This window comes from Paenibacillus thailandensis (genome assembly GCF_042685365.1).
GTDB lineage: Bacteria > Bacillota > Bacilli > Paenibacillales > Paenibacillaceae > Paenibacillus_AP > Paenibacillus_AP thailandensis.
Map to the genome: position 1 here is coordinate 225136 of NZ_JBHUMY010000043.1, position 16398 is coordinate 241533.

At 60.1% G+C, this 16398-nt stretch carries 13 protein-coding genes and 1 tRNA gene; 6 read left to right on the forward strand and 8 right to left on the reverse strand.

Features of this window, described 5'->3' with window-relative positions; translation table 11 throughout:
• Nucleotides 1-48 precede the first annotated feature (48 nt).
• Both ACFSW5_RS25270 and ACFSW5_RS25275 read left to right on the forward strand, forming a co-directional pair.
• On the forward strand, nt 49-1386 hold the full coding sequence (locus tag ACFSW5_RS25270) for an ABC transporter substrate-binding protein (protein ID WP_379279796.1): 1338 nt from the start codon (nt 49-51) through the stop codon (nt 1384-1386).
• A 16-nt stretch (nt 1387-1402) separates the two neighbouring features.
• Nucleotides 1403-3010 carry a response regulator gene (locus ACFSW5_RS25275; protein WP_379279798.1) on the forward strand — a complete coding sequence of 536 codons (1608 nt, stop codon included), beginning with the start codon at nt 1403-1405 and terminating at the stop codon, nt 3008-3010.
• Between the two features lie 384 nt (nt 3011-3394).
• On the opposite strand, the gene ACFSW5_RS25280 is transcribed toward ACFSW5_RS25275, so the two are convergent.
• The 5 genes from ACFSW5_RS25280 to ACFSW5_RS25300 form a co-directional block, all read right to left on the reverse strand.
• Nucleotides 3395-4753, reverse strand: coding sequence for an MFS transporter (locus tag ACFSW5_RS25280; protein WP_379279801.1), 1359 nt, complete (start codon nt 4751-4753; stop codon nt 3395-3397).
• A 123-nt stretch (nt 4754-4876) separates the two neighbouring features.
• Entirely contained in the window at nt 4877-6721 is a 1845-nt protein-coding gene (locus ACFSW5_RS25285) for a response regulator transcription factor (RefSeq protein WP_379279804.1), read from the reverse strand.
• Complete coding sequence (locus ACFSW5_RS25290) at nt 6722-8614, reverse strand: cache domain-containing sensor histidine kinase (protein ID WP_379279806.1); 1893 nt, start codon at nt 8612-8614, stop codon at nt 6722-6724.
• Complete coding sequence (locus ACFSW5_RS25295) at nt 8604-9659, reverse strand: autoinducer 2 ABC transporter substrate-binding protein (RefSeq protein ID WP_379279810.1); 1056 nt, start codon at nt 9657-9659, stop codon at nt 8604-8606. The genes ACFSW5_RS25290 and ACFSW5_RS25295 overlap by 11 nt, the downstream gene beginning before the upstream one ends.
• 153 nt (nt 9660-9812) lie before the next feature.
• Nucleotides 9813-9885, reverse strand: a tRNA-Lys gene (locus ACFSW5_RS25300).
• Nucleotides 9886-10098: 213 nt separating this feature from the next.
• Here ACFSW5_RS25300 and ACFSW5_RS25305 point away from each other — a divergent pair.
• Both ACFSW5_RS25305 and ACFSW5_RS25310 read left to right on the forward strand, forming a co-directional pair.
• The gene (locus ACFSW5_RS25305) at nt 10099-11469 is read left to right on the forward strand and encodes an MATE family efflux transporter (RefSeq protein WP_379279815.1); all 1371 of its coding nucleotides are present in this window, start codon (nt 10099-10101) and stop codon (nt 11467-11469) included.
• 153 nt (nt 11470-11622) lie between these two features.
• The gene (locus ACFSW5_RS25310; RefSeq protein ID WP_379279817.1) at nt 11623-12057 is read left to right on the forward strand and encodes a DUF1284 domain-containing protein; all 435 of its coding nucleotides are present in this window, start codon (nt 11623-11625) and stop codon (nt 12055-12057) included.
• Between the two features lie 172 nt (nt 12058-12229).
• Here ACFSW5_RS25310 and ACFSW5_RS25315 read toward each other — a convergent pair whose 3' ends face one another.
• Nucleotides 12230-12823 (reverse strand): methylated-DNA--[protein]-cysteine S-methyltransferase, encoded by a 594-nt coding sequence (locus ACFSW5_RS25315; protein WP_379279820.1) that lies wholly within the window; start codon nt 12821-12823, stop codon nt 12230-12232.
• Entirely contained in the window at nt 12820-13407 is a 588-nt protein-coding gene (locus tag ACFSW5_RS25320) for a bifunctional transcriptional activator/DNA repair enzyme AdaA (RefSeq protein ID WP_379279823.1), read from the reverse strand. Before ACFSW5_RS25320 ends, ACFSW5_RS25315 begins: the two co-directional genes overlap by 4 nt.
• A 146-nt stretch (nt 13408-13553) precedes the next feature.
• On the opposite strand from ACFSW5_RS25320, the gene ACFSW5_RS25325 reads away from it, so the two are divergent.
• Complete coding sequence (locus ACFSW5_RS25325; RefSeq protein ID WP_379279826.1) at nt 13554-14513, forward strand: DNA-3-methyladenine glycosylase family protein; 960 nt, start codon at nt 13554-13556, stop codon at nt 14511-14513.
• 68 nt (nt 14514-14581) lie between these two features.
• Here ACFSW5_RS25325 and ACFSW5_RS25330 read toward each other — a convergent pair whose 3' ends face one another.
• A complete protein-coding gene (locus ACFSW5_RS25330; RefSeq protein ID WP_379279828.1) occupies nt 14582-14866 on the reverse strand; it encodes an alpha/beta-type small acid-soluble spore protein in 285 nt (94 codons plus the stop codon).
• A 213-nt stretch (nt 14867-15079) separates the two neighbouring features.
• On the opposite strand from ACFSW5_RS25330, the gene pepT reads away from it, so the two are divergent.
• Entirely contained in the window at nt 15080-16315 is a 1236-nt protein-coding gene (gene pepT, locus ACFSW5_RS25335) for a peptidase T (RefSeq protein WP_379280252.1), read from the forward strand.
• Nucleotides 16316-16398 lie beyond the last annotated feature (83 nt).

A 16398-nucleotide genomic window follows, 5' to 3' on the forward strand; every position in this document is an offset into this window, starting at 1 on the left:
CCGCACATAACGCAATGTTGCTTAACAGGCCGGAAAGGAGCACTCGCAATGGGCCATTACAAAAGATACGGATGGATCGTCCTGTACGGCATCGCTTTGTCGGCCGTCATTATCTATAGCTTTAAAGGAACGGGCGAGCCGGTCAAGCCGCAGGAGCCGGACAAGGTAACGCTGACGTTCCGGCATTTCTGGACAAAGGAGCATGACCTGCCCGTATTGCGGATTTTTCAAGATATCGTGAACGAATATGAGCGGACGCATCCGAACGTCAAGGTAAATTTCGAAGGGATCGACCAGACGGTGCACCGCGAGCAGAAGCTGAAAAGCGAGATGGTGACGGGAACGCCGCCCGAAATGTTCGTTCTGTTCGCGGGAGCGGAGATGGAGCCGTATATCCGCTCCAACCGGCTGATGGACCTGTCCGGCTTCGTCGAGCAGAATCAGCTGTCCTTTCAGGATCTCCATCTGTGGAAGGGCGAGGACGGCCAGGGGGTGTACGGGCTTCCGTTCGAAGGACATGCCGAGCCGCTCTATTACAACCGCCGCATCTTCGGCAAGCTTGGGATCGAGCCGCCGGAGACGCTGGATGATCTGAACGCGGCCGTCCGCAAGCTGCGCGCAAGCGGCTATACCCCGTTTGCCCTCGGCAACGAGGAGCAATGGCCCGCCGGCGTTTACGCCCATTATTTGATGGACCGCTTTGCCGGACCGGAGCTTATCGAGAAGCTCGTCCGGGGCGAAGAAGGCGCCTCCTTCCGGAACGGCGGCTATTTGAAAGCGTTCGATCTGCTGCAGCAGTGGTCGAAGGAAGGCGCGCTCGGCGGCAGCCCGGGGAGCGCGTCGACGGAGGAAGCGATCCGGATGTTTACGCACGGGGAAGCGGCGATGTATGTAGGCGGCAGCTGGGACATTACGCTGTTCCGATCGGACAGCGCGCCGGACGGCTTCGAGCGCGACATCGGGGTCATGCCGTTTCCGTCGCTTGAGGCGGGAGAAGCCCGTTCGATAGCCGGAGGCTACACCATCGGAATCGGCTTGTCTTCCAACCTGACCGAAGCGCAGCGGGAGGCGGCGCTGGAGTTTCTGAAGGCGGTCTATACGGAAGAAGCGCAAGCCCGCCTCGTTTATGAAGCGGCGCGGATTCCTTCCATGACGATCGACTACGATCCGGTAAAGACCGGCCCCGTTTTCAACCAAGTCGCCAAGTTCATGCAGGAAAGCGAATCAAGCTTCGTCGCTTACGACAACGTGCTGTCGCCGGAAGTCAAAAAGTCGTTCCTGTCCGTGCTCGACAAGCTGCTGTCGAATGCAATATCCGGCGAGGAAGCGTTAATGCAGCTCGACAAAGCTTCGGAGGCTTATTGGAAGCTGAGGCGCAGCTCTTAAAGGAGGCATTGGACGAATGAACCGTCCGAACTATAAAGCGGTCCTCGTCGACGACGAGCCGATCATTCTCCGCAGCCTGGAGGCCGCCATTCCGTGGCGGGAGCTGGGCATCGACATCGCCGGCCAAGCGCGGAACGGCGAGGAGGCGCTCAAGCTGTTCCGCGAAGCGAAGCCGGACATCGTCGTGAGCGATATCCGCATGCCGTCTATTGACGGGATAGCGCTCATGGGCGAAGTGATGAAGTCCCGGCCGAACCTGATTTTTATCGTCATAAGCGGGTACGGGGAATTCGATTACGCCCGCGAGGCGATCCGTCAGGGCGCGTTCGATTATTTGCTCAAGCCGATCGACCATGACGAGCTGACCGAGATGATCCGCAAGGCGGTACGGCGGCTGGACAAGGATCGGCAAGCGAAGGAAGAAACCGAGAAGCTGATGCATTCGGTGCAGGCGCTGTCGCTGCTCGCCCGCGAGCGGATGTTCGCGGAGCTGATCGAAGGGAACCAGCGGCCGCTGCAGCATTTGCGCTGGCTGGAAAGCGGCATGCTGGAGCAGCCCTATTACATGGCGGTCGTGCGGCTCGACCACTACAGCGCCATGAACAAGCAATGGACGCCGGAGGAGAAGCGGTTGTGGCTGTTTGCCGTCCGCAACATTCTCGAGGAATGGTCCGCCACTCACGACGGCCTCGCCGCCTTCCCGTTCCATAGCGGAGAGTGGATCGTCCTGTTTCCGGACGCGGCGGCGGCCGCCAAGCGGCAGCTGGGGGAAGACATCGTTTATTTGATTAAACGGTACTCCAAGCTGTCCTGCTCCGTGGGCATCAGCCGCGGCGTTCAAGGCATCGATCGGCTCAACGACGCCTACCAGAGCGCATGCGCGGCGTTTTATCAGCGGTTTTATTCCGGTCAGGAAGGCGCGTTTCTGGACGAAGGGCCGGCAACGCCCGGACATGACGGAGACGGAGACGGCGGCTCCCGGCCGCGGCTGAAACGGTTCGAGCAAAGCCTGATCGAATGCATCCGGACGCTGGACATTCCGCGCACGCATGCGGTGCTGGACGAGATGCGGACCGAGCTGGAGGCGATGGCCGCCCCCAAAGAGCTGGTCCGGCGGTTTATCGTCGAAATGGCGGTCGTCGCCCGCCGCGAATTCGAGCATCTGAACTTGAAGATCGAGCATTCGGCCGACGACCTGCTGCAGCGCCTGGAGGATGCGTCTACATTCCGCATGGCCATTGGCGAGCTTGGCGGCGCGCTTGCCGGATGGATCGAAGAGGTCGTAGCGGGCAATCGGCATGAAGACGCGGCCGCGGCAATCGAGAAAGCGCGCAACTATATCGACAACCGGTACCATAACGACCTCGGCATCGACGAGGTGTCGGAGTTCGTCGGCTTGAGCGCCGGCCATTTCTGCACGCTGTTTAAGCAGATAACCGGCTACACGTTTCTGGAATACGTCACCCATTGCCGGATGGAGAAAGCCAAGTATATCCTGAAAAATACGGACGTTAAGGTGTATCAGCTGGCTCCTCTCGTCGGCTACCAGGACCCGAAATATTTTACGCAAGTGTTCAAAAAAATAACGGGCATGACGCCTACCGAGTACCGGGAAAACGCCTAGCTTCCGCCACTCGGCGGGCAGGCGCACATGAGGTGCACTTTTGCACCTCATCAGGCGCTTCGGCGCCTTTTCCACGGCCGTGTGGTGCACTTCTGCACCTCATGGGGCGCTTCGGCGCCTTTTCTGCGGCCGTGTGGTGCACTTCTGCACCTCATGGGGCGCTTCGGCGCCTTTTTCGCAGCCGTGCGGTGCACTTCTGCACCTCATGGGGCGCTTCGGCGCCTTTTCTGCGGCCGTGTGGTGCACTTCTGCACCTCATGGGGCGCTTCGGCGCCTTATTCGCAGCCGTGCGGTGCACTTCTGCACCTCTCGGGACAAGCCCCGAAAATAAAAAGCGCCCCATTCGGGGCGCCTTCTCGTTCGGCACGCGGCCGGCGGCTATCCTCAACCGTTAACCGGCCGTCCGGCCGCCGTCGCAACCGTATCTTTGCCTGCTCCGCCGAAACCCGTTCCGGCCCCAAGCTCGCCGTAACGCTCGCGTTCGATTTGCGCCAGCGTTTTGCCTTGCGTGTTCGGCGCAAACGCGATGCCGATGACTGCGGAGACGAGCAGGAACACGATCATGATCGTGCCGGCCGTCGCGAAGCCCAGCTTCGTAATCAGCGTCGGCATAATGAGGCTCCAGACCGCCACGGCAAGCCGGGCGAAAAAGAACATGATGCCCTGCGCCCGGGCCCGATACCGGGTCGGGAACAGCTCGCCGGCCCACAGCCCGTAGAACGCCTGCGCCCCGAATCCGGCCGCAAGGCCCCAGAGCAGCACGAAGGCGAACAATACCGGCATGCTCATGTTGATATAGGTAAGCAGCAGCCACGCGACGATGCCCATAACGGCGGACACCGCGAACAGCATCCGGCGGTTATGCTTGTCGCCCATCTTCATGAAGACGAAGTAGCTGGACAATACCGTAAAGATCCACAGCACCGCCTGCAGCAGGTTCGCGTGATCGGCCGAAATGCCGCCGACCGTCTCGTAAATGTACGGCATAAAAAAACCCATCGCGCCCGCCGTCAAGTTCCAGAACAGATAAACGCCGAGCAATATAAGGAGCGAGCTCCGGTTGGCCTTATGCTTGAAAAACTCCTTGATCGACTGGCGGGAGACTCTCTCCTGCTCATTTCCCGCTTGAAGCTTCGCTTTGTCTTCCTTCCACGCCTTCGACTCCGACAAGCCTTGACGAATGTACCACGTAATGAACGCAACGACGAACAGATGGGCGAAAATAAGCCGGCTGCCCAGCAGCCCCATCGGCGCGAGCGCCACCGACAGCAGCAGCGCGATAACCGGACCCATCGACCATGCCAGCTGGGCCGCGCCCGTATGCTTCGCCCGCTGCTCGGCGGGAGCTTCTTCGGCGATATACGTCCAGGACGCCGGCACCCCGGCGCCAACCGCCAGACCGACGATAATGTAGCCGATCAGCAGCATCGGGAAGTTAAAGGAAAAGACGATCAGCAGCATCCCGAGCATATAGACGAGCAGATCGTACGTGTAGATGAATTTGCGCCCGTATTTATCGCACAGATGCCCGCCGACCAAAGCGCCGATCGCGGCGCCGAGAGCGTTGGCGCTGACCGCGCCGAGCAGTCCCACCGAAAAATCGTTTAAGTTCAAATATTCCGTCCATAACGACAATCCGCCTGCGCCGGCCACGATGGAACCGGCCTCGATATAGTTCGACATGGCGACCGACGCCGTAGCTTTCATGCCGGTCGTCTTTTTGCTGCCTGGTGCGAATGCCATTTGCGCTTCCCCCTCGCTTGGTCAAAGAACCAATGTAAGCTCTTTCATACCTTTATGATAAGGGAACGCCGGACCGCCACAAAGGCTACGATTCTCAGATGAGGGGCACAATATTCAGAATGTTCATTCTCCTTGCAGAAGACGCTCCCGGAACTTGGACGGGGTGACGCCGCTCCACGCTTTAAACAGCCGGGCAAAATATTTCGGATTCTGGTATCCGACCCGTTCGCTCAGCTCCTGCAGCTTGATTCCGGGGTCGCCCAGCAGCTTCGCGGCGAGCTCCATGCGGCGGCGCGTCACGTAATCGAGCACCGTCTCGCCGGTCTGCAGCTTGAAATATTGGCAGAAATAATTCGGGTTCATGTAGACATGCTCCGCGATACGCCGAATCGTAATGTCTCCTGCCAGATGCTCTTCGATGAAAGCTTTGGCCTGCTCGACCGGCAGCATGCTGTTCTTCTCGCGCTTCGCCTCGATCTGGCGCAGCGAAGCTTCGATCAGCCCTTCCAGCACCGCCCGCAAATCTTGAAGCCGGACGGCCCGCTTCGCCGCTTCCAGCGCTTCCTCGACGGAAAAGCAGGCTTGGCCGCAGCTTTCGATGCCTACCGAGTGGAGCAGCACGATGGCGTTCTGCACGACGCTCTGAATCTCGGCGGGCGAGCCCATCCGCTCCAACGTCTCGAGCAGCGACCGGACAAGCGAAGCGGCTTCGTCCGGCCTGCCTTGGCCGATCGCCTGCTTCAGCTGCTCGGGCAGCTTCGTTTCCGCCTCCGGCTTGCCGGAGGAAGCTCCGTTTTTTTGCGCTGCCGCCGACTTGGGGGTGAAATTGCGGTTGCCGCCCTGCAGCAGCCTGTAATGGATAAGCGATTGCGCCTCCCGCTTCGCGCCGGGGAGCAAGTACAAATCCTCCAGCCAATCGCCGTAAGCGACCGACACCGTAAAAGGCGTATACGCGCGGACGGCCGCACGGATAGCGTCTGCCGCCGCTTCCGCATAGCCGTCGAGCGCATCCCCGCCCGTGTTCGCGGGACAATAAAGCAGCACCCAGAAATCCGACGCCCGGCCGCGCCACGACCAGCCGCGGGAACCGGCAGGCGGCATTACGGCATCCCAGAATGCGTATCCTTCACCAGGCTCGGACAGCCCTTCATCCTCCGCCTCGCCGAACGCGCCGCGCTCCTCCCCGGCCGGACGTTGTCCGCCGGAACCGCCGCCGTTCCCCGGCCGGGCCGTATCTTCCTCCGACGATACGGCGCGCCGGCCGCCCGTTCCCGCTTCCGCGCCGGTCATCGGCGTTCGGGCGGACGGCCCCGATACGATCTCGTCGATGATGTTGTCGAGCGCGTAATAGAAGGCTTGCCAATCCTTCTCCGTATAGGCGCGCGTTTTGACCGGCATGACGTCCAAGCCGACGTACAGGAGCGCATAGAAACCGCGCGGAAAATCGTCGGTCCAGAAGCCGAGATGCGACAAATCCTCGCCGGCCGACGACGTAATATAAGCGAGCGCCTGCTTGCGCTGCATCTCCTCCAGCTGGCCCGCCTTGCGGTTAAGCTCCGCCCAGCGCTGCCTGCTCAGCCGTTCCCGCTCGATCCGCTCCTTCAAGGCGGCGAGCCGCTCACGGAACTGCTCCCGGTCGATCGGCTTCAGCAAATAATCGATCGCCCCTTCCCGCAAGGCGGTCTGCATATATTCGAAATCGTCATAGCCGGTCAGCAGCAGCGGGCTGAATCCGTACGATTTCCGTCCTTCTTTGATCAGGGCAAGCCCGTCCATCTCCGGCATTTTGATGTCGGTAATGAGCAAATCCACGCCCCCGTCATGGTTCCGCATATATTCGAGCGCTTCGGCTCCGTCGCCAAGCGCCGCCACCACTTCCCACCCGCCGCCGCAGGAGGCGACAAGCCGTTCGACGCCGCGCCGGATGCGCGGCTCGTCGTCGACGATCATCACTTTAATCGCGCTCATTCAGCGATCCCCCTCCCCAGTCAATCGGTGTTCCGGCTGCGGGCCGAGCAAGGCCGGCAGCCGCAAGGCCACCTTCGTCCCGCTTTCGAGGCTCAGTCCGTAATCCGTTCCCAGCATAAGCCGGATGCGGGCGTGGACATTCGCCAGACCAAGCCCGGAATCGGCCTTCTTCAGCCGTTCCCCGCCGGACAGCTGCGCGCGCAGCTCCGCAAGCTTGTCCTCCGGAATGCCCGGTCCGTTGTCCATGACGGTAAACACAAGCCGCTCCTCTCCGGTTTCCGGCAAGCGAATCAGCTCCGCCCGGATCGTTACCGCGAGGCGCCTTCGCGCTTCGAGTCCGTGCTTGACCGCATTTTCGACGATCGGCTGCAAAACGAATTTCGGCGTGAAGATCCGATCCAGACCGGAAGCGCCGTCCTCTTCGATCGCATAATCGAGCCGGTCCTCGAACCGGAACCGTTGTATGGCGAGATAGTCCTTCACGTTCCTCAGCTCCTCCTCCACCGTCACGAACTTCGAGCGGTTGCCGACCGAGAAACGGAGCATGCGGCCGAGCAGCGTGACCATCTCGACCGCGGACTCCCGCTCTCCTTCTTCGACCGCCATCCCGATCGTCTCCAGCGTGTTGTATATAAAATGCGGGTTAATCTGCGACTGGAGCGCGTACAGCTCCGCTTCCTTCTGGCTCGTTTCGATCCGTACGTTCTTGTCGATCAGCTCTTCGATCGTCGACACCATCGCGTTGAAGCTTCGCGCCAGCATCCCGACCTCGGCGCCCTTCAGCTCCCGCTCGTCCGCCCGGCGAAGCCGGCCAAGCTCCGTTTCCCGCATCAACCCGCTGAGCCGTTTGAGCGGACGCGTCACATTCAGGGCGAACGCGATCGAGATCACGGTCGTCACGGCCGCGAAGCCGATAAACAAAGCGATCGTCACGTCCCGAATCAGGTCGGTGCGTTCGGTCAGCGCCTTCATCGGCACGCTGTACGACAGCAGCCAGCCGTACGTTTCCGATTCGCTTACGCTGACAAGGGCCGCTTCGCTCCCGTCCGTCCGAACAAAGCTGCCGTTGCGGGTCGGGTAACGGGCCGCTTCCGGATCGACCGTGCCGATGCGTGCCGCGCCGCTGTCGTAAACGATCGCTCCCTCCGCCGTCTGCAGCCGGAGCACGGCATCGCCGGTTAAGTTCAAATGGCTGGCCGCTTCGTCCATAAACGACAGGTCCGCGGCAATAAGCATCGTGCCGAGCGCCCGCTGGTTGTCCGCGTCGTGAAGCTGCCGAACGAGCAGCACATAAGGCTCGCCGTCCCCGAACGTCAAGCCGGCGTCGCCGGGAAGCAGAATCCGGGCATGCCGGCCAAGCTCCGGGTTCAACTCTTGCAGCCATTGGGCCCGGTCTCCGTCAAGCCCGGCATACGGCGTCCTCGAGCTGGCGAACAACCGCCCTCCCGAAACGGCGAACACGCCGAGCACGTCCGGATTGCCGCCCTCCAAATACGTTCTGGCCAAAAAGCTGTTCACCGTAAACCGGTCGCGGTTCGCATCCGCCCGGCTTCCTTCCGATTCCTTGCGCAAAATGGTCATGACCGCCTCGGAAGAGGCGAGCTGCTCCGGCAGCGCGGCCAGCTCGTCCATCCGGCTCTCGATCCCCAATCCGGCCTGCCGGAGCAGCTTCGGCATATATTCGCCGTTCTGCTCCTCGATCGACTGCATGTACTGACGGTAGGAGATTAAACCGAGCAGCGACATCGGCACGACGGTCAGCAGCAAATAAGCGACGATCAGCTTCGTGCTGAGCCGGGCGTCCCCAAGCGGCCATATGCGCCGGGCAAGCCCCGCTCCGCTTAGCGTCTTGCGGATTTCCGGGCGAATCCGCTTCTTGCTTTTAAAAATCATATTGCCCCACGTTCTCCTTCGTGAAATCGAGCGGTTCTCCCATAATGACCGTGTCGCCGTTCACCCGGATGCTGCCGACGTTCCGCACGTATTGGCCGTTCTCGGGGAGCGTCCCGTCCAAATATTGCTTCGCCAAAGCTACCGTTAAGTAACCGAGCCGCTTCGGACTCCACAAGGTCGCCATCTGCGCCGAGCCGTCCCGCAAATACGGGCCGATCAGAACCGGCGTCGACAAGCCCACGACCTTGATCTCCCCCGCTTTCCCCGCTTCCTGCACCGCCTGCGCGGCCGCCGGGGTCGCAATAGAGGAGTTGCCGATAATGCCCGCCAGATTCGGGTGCTCCTCCAGCAGCTGCTTGGCGGCGGCGTAAGCTTTCTGCGGGTCGTCGTCGGTCGGCGCGACCTCCGCCAGCTTCATGCCCGGATAATACTGCTCCCGCTGGACGCGAATCCATTTGATCCACTCGTTCAGATTGGCCGCGGATAGCGCCCCAGTCAGCACGGCGAACTCGCCGCTCTGCCCCGTATGCGAAGCAAGCGTGTCCATCAGATGACGTCCAAGCGTCTCCGGGTCCGCCATATTGATAAAAAAATCCCTCGCATTCGCGCTGGCGTCGGAATCCCACGTCACGACCTTTATCCCCTTCTCCCGCGCGCGCCTAAGGGCCGGAGCCAGCAGATCGGGATCGTTCGCCGAGACGGCGATCAGATCGACGCCCGCATCCGCAAGCGCCTCGATCGTCTTCGCCTGCCCGGCCGCGTCGGCCGTCCGGGGCCCTTGATACAACACCTCGACGCCAAGATCGTCCCCCGCTTCCTGCGCCCCGTCGTTCGCGACCTTGAAATAAGGATTGTCCGTCGACTTGGGGACGAGGGCAATCGTATACCGATCCCCTCCCGGCTCGGCGGAGCCGGACGTTGGAGTCGAGCCGGCGGTTTCGCCTTTCAGTTCATAAACGATTTCGTATGTCGGACCGCCGCCGAACGCCGCGCAAGAGGTCAACAGGCAGCATAGCGGCAGGACGATTAACCATTTCCATCTCATTCCATAACCTCATTTGAATGCGCTTTATTGTTGATAATCTAAGGGTAACATTCCCCGTCCGGCTTGAAAAGATCACGGCTTGCCCGGCCGGATGGGCGACGGCGCGGGACACAAAAAAAGCAGCACGACGGTTATCGTCATGCTGCCAGGATATAGGCCCGGTGGGGATCGAACCCACGACCTGATGATTAAGAGTCACCTGCTCTGCCGGCTGAGCTACGGACCTTTATTAAGGAAAATTATAACAGGCATCCAAGGCAGAATCAATCCAACAGGCTCAAAATCCGCGCGTGTCCATTCTCGCGTCCCCCTCCAAATTCATGTATAATAAAAAAATTGCGGTTTTTTTGAAGAAACGAAAAACGGCCTATTACCTTTTACTCGGGCAAGAGCGGCCTGGTGGACGGCGCTTGTCCGGCAGATTGGAGAGTTTTCAGACATGTATCACGCAACAACCTGGAAACAGCGGATCGGCTTGTTTTTGACGATACTGCTGCCTATACTTGTGACGCAAGTCAGCTACAACTTGATGACGATGTTCGATACGATGATGTCCGGCCGCGCCGGGACGGCCGATCTGGCCGGCGTCGCCATCGGAGCAAGCCTATGGATGCCGGTATCCGTCGGATTGAACGGCATTCTGATGGCGATAACCCCGATGATCGCCCAATTGCTGGGCCGTCAGGACCGGCGGCAAATTTCCCGCACCGTCGCGCAGGCGTTATACTTGTCCGTCCTATTGGCGCTGGCGGTGCTGCTCATCGGCGGCTTGGTGCTGCAGCCGGTTCTGACAGCCATGAATCTGGAGCGCAATGTGCAGGACATCGCCTTCCATTATTTAATCGGGTTGTGTACGGGCATCGTGCCGTTGTTCGCTTCGAATGTCATCCGGTATTTTTTTGACGCGCAAGGCTATACCCGCGTTACGATGACGATTACCGTCATTGCCGTCCCCGTGAACGTGCTGCTGAACTACTTGCTGATCTTCGGCAACTGGGGGTTTCCGCGTCTTGGCGGCGTCGGCGCGGGCTATGCGACCGGCATTACGTATTGGTTCATTCTGGCGCTGAGCGTCTTCATGACGTTCCGCATCGAAGCGGTGCGTTCGTTCAGGCTGTTCAAGCAATGGTTCAAGCCGTCCTGGAAAGCGTGGAAGGAGCAGCTTGGCCTCGGCGTGCCGATGGGTCTGTCGATTTTTTTCGAGGCGAGCATCTTCTCCATCGTGACGTTGCTGATGGGGTCGATGTACGATACGGCGACGGTTGCGGCCCATCAATCGAGCATCAACTTTACGTCCTTGCTGTTCATGATCCCGCTTAGCATCGCATCGGCCCTAACGATTCTGGTCGCCTTCGAAGTCGGCTCGGACCGTCTTCAGAATGCGCGGGCCTACAGCCGTCTGGGAGTGGGGTCAGCGATCGGGCTGCTCGGCTTCACTTCCGTCTTCCTGTATTTGTTCCGCGGGCAAATTGCGAGGATGTACTCGCAAGACCCGGAAGTCATCGGGATGATGATGCAATTTCTGGTGTTCGGGGTGTTCTACCAACTGTCCGACGCCGCCCAAGCTTCGCTGCAAGGCGTGCTTCGCGGCTATAAGGATACCGCCGTCCCGTTTATCATCGCTTTAGCCGCCTATTGGGGAGTCGGCCTGCCGGCCGGTTACGCGCTGTCGGCTTGGACAAGCTTCGGCCCGTTCGGCTTCTGGGTCGGCATTACGATCGGCTTGACCGGCGCGGCCGCCGGATTTGCCGTCAGGCTGCTGTACATCCAGCGCCGCTTTAAGAGGCAAGGAGCTTTGCAGCCGCAGTAACGGAGTCCTTCCTATTACGGATAAAAGCAAAAAAACAATCGGAGAAACCCGTTTTCTCCGGTTGTTTTTAATTTGCGGCATTGATGGGACAACTCCCCATATGTTAACCTGTAACCAATTGAGAATAGTTGACAATAGAAAGGCGTGACGAAAGTGGCGGTTCGATTAAGAGGGCATCATCTGCTTTGTCTAATGGGTTATCGCGGCAAAGGCTATTCCGACGGCTTCTGCGCCAATATGACCGCCGTCTACGAAACGTTAAGAACGGACCCGGACACGTTGATCGAGCTCATCGAAGGGCCCGACGACATATGCGCCGCATTCCCGAAGGACCAGCCTTCGCATTGCGAGAACGCAAGCGTCTACAGGAAGGACCGCGAAATCGCGGCGAGGCTCGGCGTAAAGGCAGGGGACAGCTTCCGCTGGAAGGACGTCTGCGCGGCCGTCGGCCAATCGCTGCGGCCGGCCGATATTCGCGTGCTGTGCCGCGATTGCCGCTGGCAGCCGTACGGATTATGCGAGGAAGGCGTGGCCCATATGGCGGATGCGCGCAGCCTTCGCGAGCTTCCGGACGGCACGGCGGGCTGAATGCGTCATCCGAGTGCCCGTCTGCATTCGGCGATCGCCGGAGGATAGGCCGTACCAAATGCCTGCGAGCTTTCAAGAGTGCCCGGCATCCGCAAGCTTCCGGGGCGCGTGGCGCGCTGGGCGCACCACGCCACACTACGCCGCGCCACGCTGCGCCATGCTTTCTCTCCGGCTAACGCGCCGGCGCAACGCGATCGCCCGCGGCGAGCGCCGCTGCGCCTGACGCTGCAACCCCCTCCCGCTCCAGCCGAAGCAGCCGCTCCTTCATCGGCAAGCCGCCCCTGTAGCCCGTCAAGGCGCCGTTCTTGCCGATGATCCGGTGGCACGGCACGGCGACAAGCGCCGGATTGGCGCCGATGGCCGAAGCGACCGCGCGGACGGCTTCCGCCCTTCCGAGCTGTCCCGCAATGTCCGAATAGGACACCGTTTCGCCGGGTCGGACGGCCATCAAGGCGTTCCAGACGGAGCGCTGGAAGTCCGTTCCCCGCAGATCGAGCGGACAACGCCAATCGGCGGCTTCGCCGCGCAAATAAGCGGCTAACCCGTTTTTCAGGCCGGCGACCTTCTCTTCCCTGCGTTCCAGCTTCGCTTGCGGCATTTTGGCCTGAACCCAAGCCGACAGCGTCTCGAACGAATCGTTTGGCGTGCCCACATAACACAAGCCTCTCTCCGTACAGGCGATATAGATCCGCCAATCTCCGGCTTGCAGCTCGTCCCAATAGACGTTCTCAGCCAAGCTTGCCATCTTCTCCTTCCGTCCGTTCATCGCGGCTCATCTCCTTTCCGCTTGGCTTTTTGCGCCAGCGCACGATATTCCGTAGGCGTCATGCCCGTTTGCTTATGAAAGACGGCGGCGAAATAAGCCGGGTTCCGCATGCCGACCGCAAGGCCGATATCGGCGACGGTTCCGCCGCTTTCGGCGAGGAAACGCTTCGCTTGCTTAATGCGGATTTCCTGCAAATATTCGGTCGGCGAAACGCCCTTTACCCGTTTGAACGTCCGCTGCAAATAATAGGGGCTTAGGTGCATCGCTTCCGCCAGAACATTCAGCGTCAACGCTTCCGCGTAATGCGTCTCGAGCCAGAAGGCGGCGGAATCGACCCAGCTTTCCTCCGGCAGCGCCGCCGCGGTCGGCTCGCATCGTTTGCAAGGGCGGAATCCCGCTTCAAGCGCTTCGCCGGGCGAGACGAACACTTTGACATGGCTGCGGTTAGGCTGCCGGGAAACGCAGGACGGCCGGCAGAAGATCCCCGTCGTTTCCACCCCGTAAAAAAATTTTCCGTTGTACGCCTCATTGTTCTCCACGATGGCCAGCCATAATTCATCGTTCAGCTCCAAGGACGGTTTCATCGCGTCATGCACCTCCTTCTCCACTATACCAAAGCGGCTTGGCGGATAGATAGCGGGCGAGAGTGAGAGCGCAACATTTCAACAGCATTCGCCGCCGGGTTATGGTAAAACTAATACAACACGACAAAAGCGGGGAGAGACGAGTTATGACCCTTCAACGCCCTAACGGCGAATTTATTCGATTGTCCGCGGCGGAGCCGTTCAGCTACGCGCATAACCTGGATTATTTGCGGCGATCGCCCGACGAATGCTTGTACCGGATCGCGGACGGCGGCGTCATCCATCGCGCCGTCCGGCTGGGAGATCGGCCCGTTCTGCTGGAAATACGGGAAGCGGAGGACGTCGAACCCGGGCTCGACGTCCGGATCGAGACGCTCGGCGAAGCCGAGGCGGCATTCAATCCGGCGGAGGCGGACGCCGCGCGGATCGATTATAAGGACGAAGCGGCCCGTTACGTACGGGAATGGTTCGATCTGGACCATGAGCTGCAGCCCTTTTATGCGATGGCGGACGCCGATCCTTTGCTGCAGGGCGCGGCCGGCCGGTTTCGCGGACTTAGGCTGATGGGCATACCGGATTTGTTCGAAGCGTTATGCTGGGGGATTATCGGGCAGCAGATCAATTTGGCTTTTGCTTATACGCTCAAAAAACGTTTCGTCCAAACGTTCGGACAAAGCGCGGAGACGGAGGGGCATACGTTGTGGATGTTTCCGGAGCCGCAGCGCATCGCGGAGCTTGAGGTCGGCGACTTGACCCCGCTCCAGCTGACGGCGCGGAAGTCGGAGTATCTGATCGGCGTTGCAAGGCTGATGGCCGAAGGACGGCTGGACAAGCAATCGCTTCTGGCGAAAGGGAGCGTTGCCGAAATCGAAAAAAGCCTCGTCGGCTTAAGAGGCATCGGCCCTTGGACGGCCAACTACGTCATGATGAGATGCTTGCGGCTGAAGGCGGCTTTTCCGATCGACGACGTCGGGCTGCACAACGCGATCAAAACGGTCATCGGCTCGGAGGCGAAGCCGTCGAAATCGGAAATTATGCGGCTCGCGGCCGGCTGGTCGGGATGGGAAGCGTACGCGACGTTTTACTTGTGGCGCGTCTGCGGTTAAAACCTGAAGTGTGAAGCGTTCCGCGCGGCCCGAACGAACCGTCCGCCGCCGCGCGGAAGCCTCGCCTTCTATTGCTTGTCCCGGTTCAGCTGCTCCTGCGCCAGGCGAATCATCTCGCGGACCATCGTTCCCCCGATTTTGCCGCCGATCTTGCCGGCCGACTCCGTCGTGAGCTCGCCGTTATCGCCATGCTGCAGCGGTATGCCCAGCGAGGACGCAACCTCGTATTTCACTTCCTCCGGGCGGCTTGGATCAACGGCATAGCCTTCGCTTCGCATCACTTGCGCCTTGAAGGTTTCCATGCCGCTCCGCGCTTCCGGCACAAGCAGCCTTCTGTTGCTCCTTCTGCCCATACGCTCACCTCCTCGTGCACTTCGATGCCACTAACCAACGCGGCTTGCTTATTACCGTTCCCCTTTAAGCGGGCGTTTATTTGCCGCTTTCCCGGTCCTGACGATTTTCGACCGGCCGCACAGAATCGTCTCCCTTCATCCAGGCTAACGGACATGGTATGATGAGATAAGATCAAATGATTGGAAACGAAAGGACCGATAGCCATGTCATCGATACGCGACGAACTGATCGAACGGTTTACGTCATATGCCCGGCTGGATACCCAGTCGAACGAGGATAACGACGTTTGCCCTTCCACTCCCGGCCAACTTGTCCTAGCCAAGCAATTGGCGGACGAACTGAAGGCCATCGGCCTCACGGATATATCCCTCGACAAGAACGGCTACCTGATGGCTACCCTTCCCGCCAATACGGACAAACGGGTACCGGTCATCGGATTTCTCGCCCATCTCGATACGGCGACCGACTTTACCGGCGCGGGCGTCAATCCGCAAATCGTCGAAAACTACGACGGCGGAGACATTGTATTGAACAAGGAGCTGAACGTCGTTCTGTCGCCGAATAGCTTCCCCGAGCTGGCGGCCTACAAAGGACAAACGCTGATCACGACGGACGGCACGACGCTGCTCGGCGCGGACGACAAAGCGGGGATCGCCGAAATTATGACCGCCATGCGCTACTTGGCGCAGCATCCCGAAATCAAGCACGGCGCCATTCGCGTCGCGTTTACGCCGGACGAGGAAATCGGGCGCGGCCCGCACAAATTCGACGTCGCCGCCTTCGGCGCCAAATACGCCTATACGATCGACGGCGGCCCGCTCGGCGAGCTGCAGTACGAAAGCTTTAACGCCGCCGCGGCCAAAATTGCGATAACCGGCGCCAATGTCCATCCCGGTACGGCCAAAGGAAAGATGGTCAACTCCGTCAAAATCGCCATGGAGCTGAACGCCCGCCTTCCGCGGGAAGAAGCGCCGGAATATACGGACGGCCGCGAAGGCTTCTATCATTTGCTGTCGCTCGAGGGCGACGTCGAGAAGTCCCGCATGTACTACATTATCCGCGATTTCGACCGGAACCGGTTCGAGGAACGGAAGGCGAATATGCGCGCTATCGTGCAAGAGCTTCAGGCCCAATACGGGGAAAAGAACATTGCGCTTGATATGTACGACCAGTATTACAACATGAGGGACAAAATCGAGCCGGTGAAGATCATCGTCGACATCGCCAAGCAGGCGATGAGAAACGTCGGCGTCGAGCCGATCGTTCAGCCGATCCGCGGCGGCACCGACGGCTCCCAGCTGTCCTACATGGGACTGCCGACGCCGAATATTTTCGCCGGGGGCGAAAACTTCCACGGCAAATACGAATATATATCCGTTCAATCGATGGAAAAAGCGGTGCAGGTCATCGTCGAAATCGCGCGGCTGTTCGAGGAGCAAGCTTCCTGATCCGAGGCCAAAAGCCGGGTTAGGCTTCTAACCATAAACGCCTCACGCCTGACTGTCCCAACCGGATCAATGCCGGTAGGCGG

Coding starts and splice junctions, on each gene's coding strand:
- ACFSW5_RS25270 (WP_379279796.1), top strand. CDS start 49: ATGGGCCATTACAAAAGATACGGATGGATCGTCCTGTACGGCATCGCT.
- ACFSW5_RS25275 (WP_379279798.1), top strand. CDS start 1,403: ATGAACCGTCCGAACTATAAAGCGGTCCTCGTCGACGACGAGCCGATC.
- ACFSW5_RS25280 (WP_379279801.1), bottom strand. CDS start 4,753: ATGGCATTCGCACCAGGCAGCAAAAAGACGACCGGCATGAAAGCTACG.
- ACFSW5_RS25285 (WP_379279804.1), bottom strand. CDS start 6,721: ATGAGCGCGATTAAAGTGATGATCGTCGACGACGAGCCGCGCATCCGG.
- ACFSW5_RS25290 (WP_379279806.1), bottom strand. CDS start 8,614: ATGATTTTTAAAAGCAAGAAGCGGATTCGCCCGGAAATCCGCAAGACG.
- ACFSW5_RS25295 (WP_379279810.1), bottom strand. CDS start 9,659: ATGAGATGGAAATGGTTAATCGTCCTGCCGCTATGCTGCCTGTTGACC.
- ACFSW5_RS25305 (WP_379279815.1), top strand. CDS start 10,099: ATGTATCACGCAACAACCTGGAAACAGCGGATCGGCTTGTTTTTGACG.
- ACFSW5_RS25315 (WP_379279820.1), bottom strand. CDS start 12,823: ATGAACGGACGGAAGGAGAAGATGGCAAGCTTGGCTGAGAACGTCTAT.
- ACFSW5_RS25320 (WP_379279823.1), bottom strand. CDS start 13,407: ATGAAACCGTCCTTGGAGCTGAACGATGAATTATGGCTGGCCATCGTG.
- ACFSW5_RS25325 (WP_379279826.1), top strand. CDS start 13,554: ATGACCCTTCAACGCCCTAACGGCGAATTTATTCGATTGTCCGCGGCG.
- ACFSW5_RS25330 (WP_379279828.1), bottom strand. CDS start 14,866: ATGGGCAGAAGGAGCAACAGAAGGCTGCTTGTGCCGGAAGCGCGGAGC.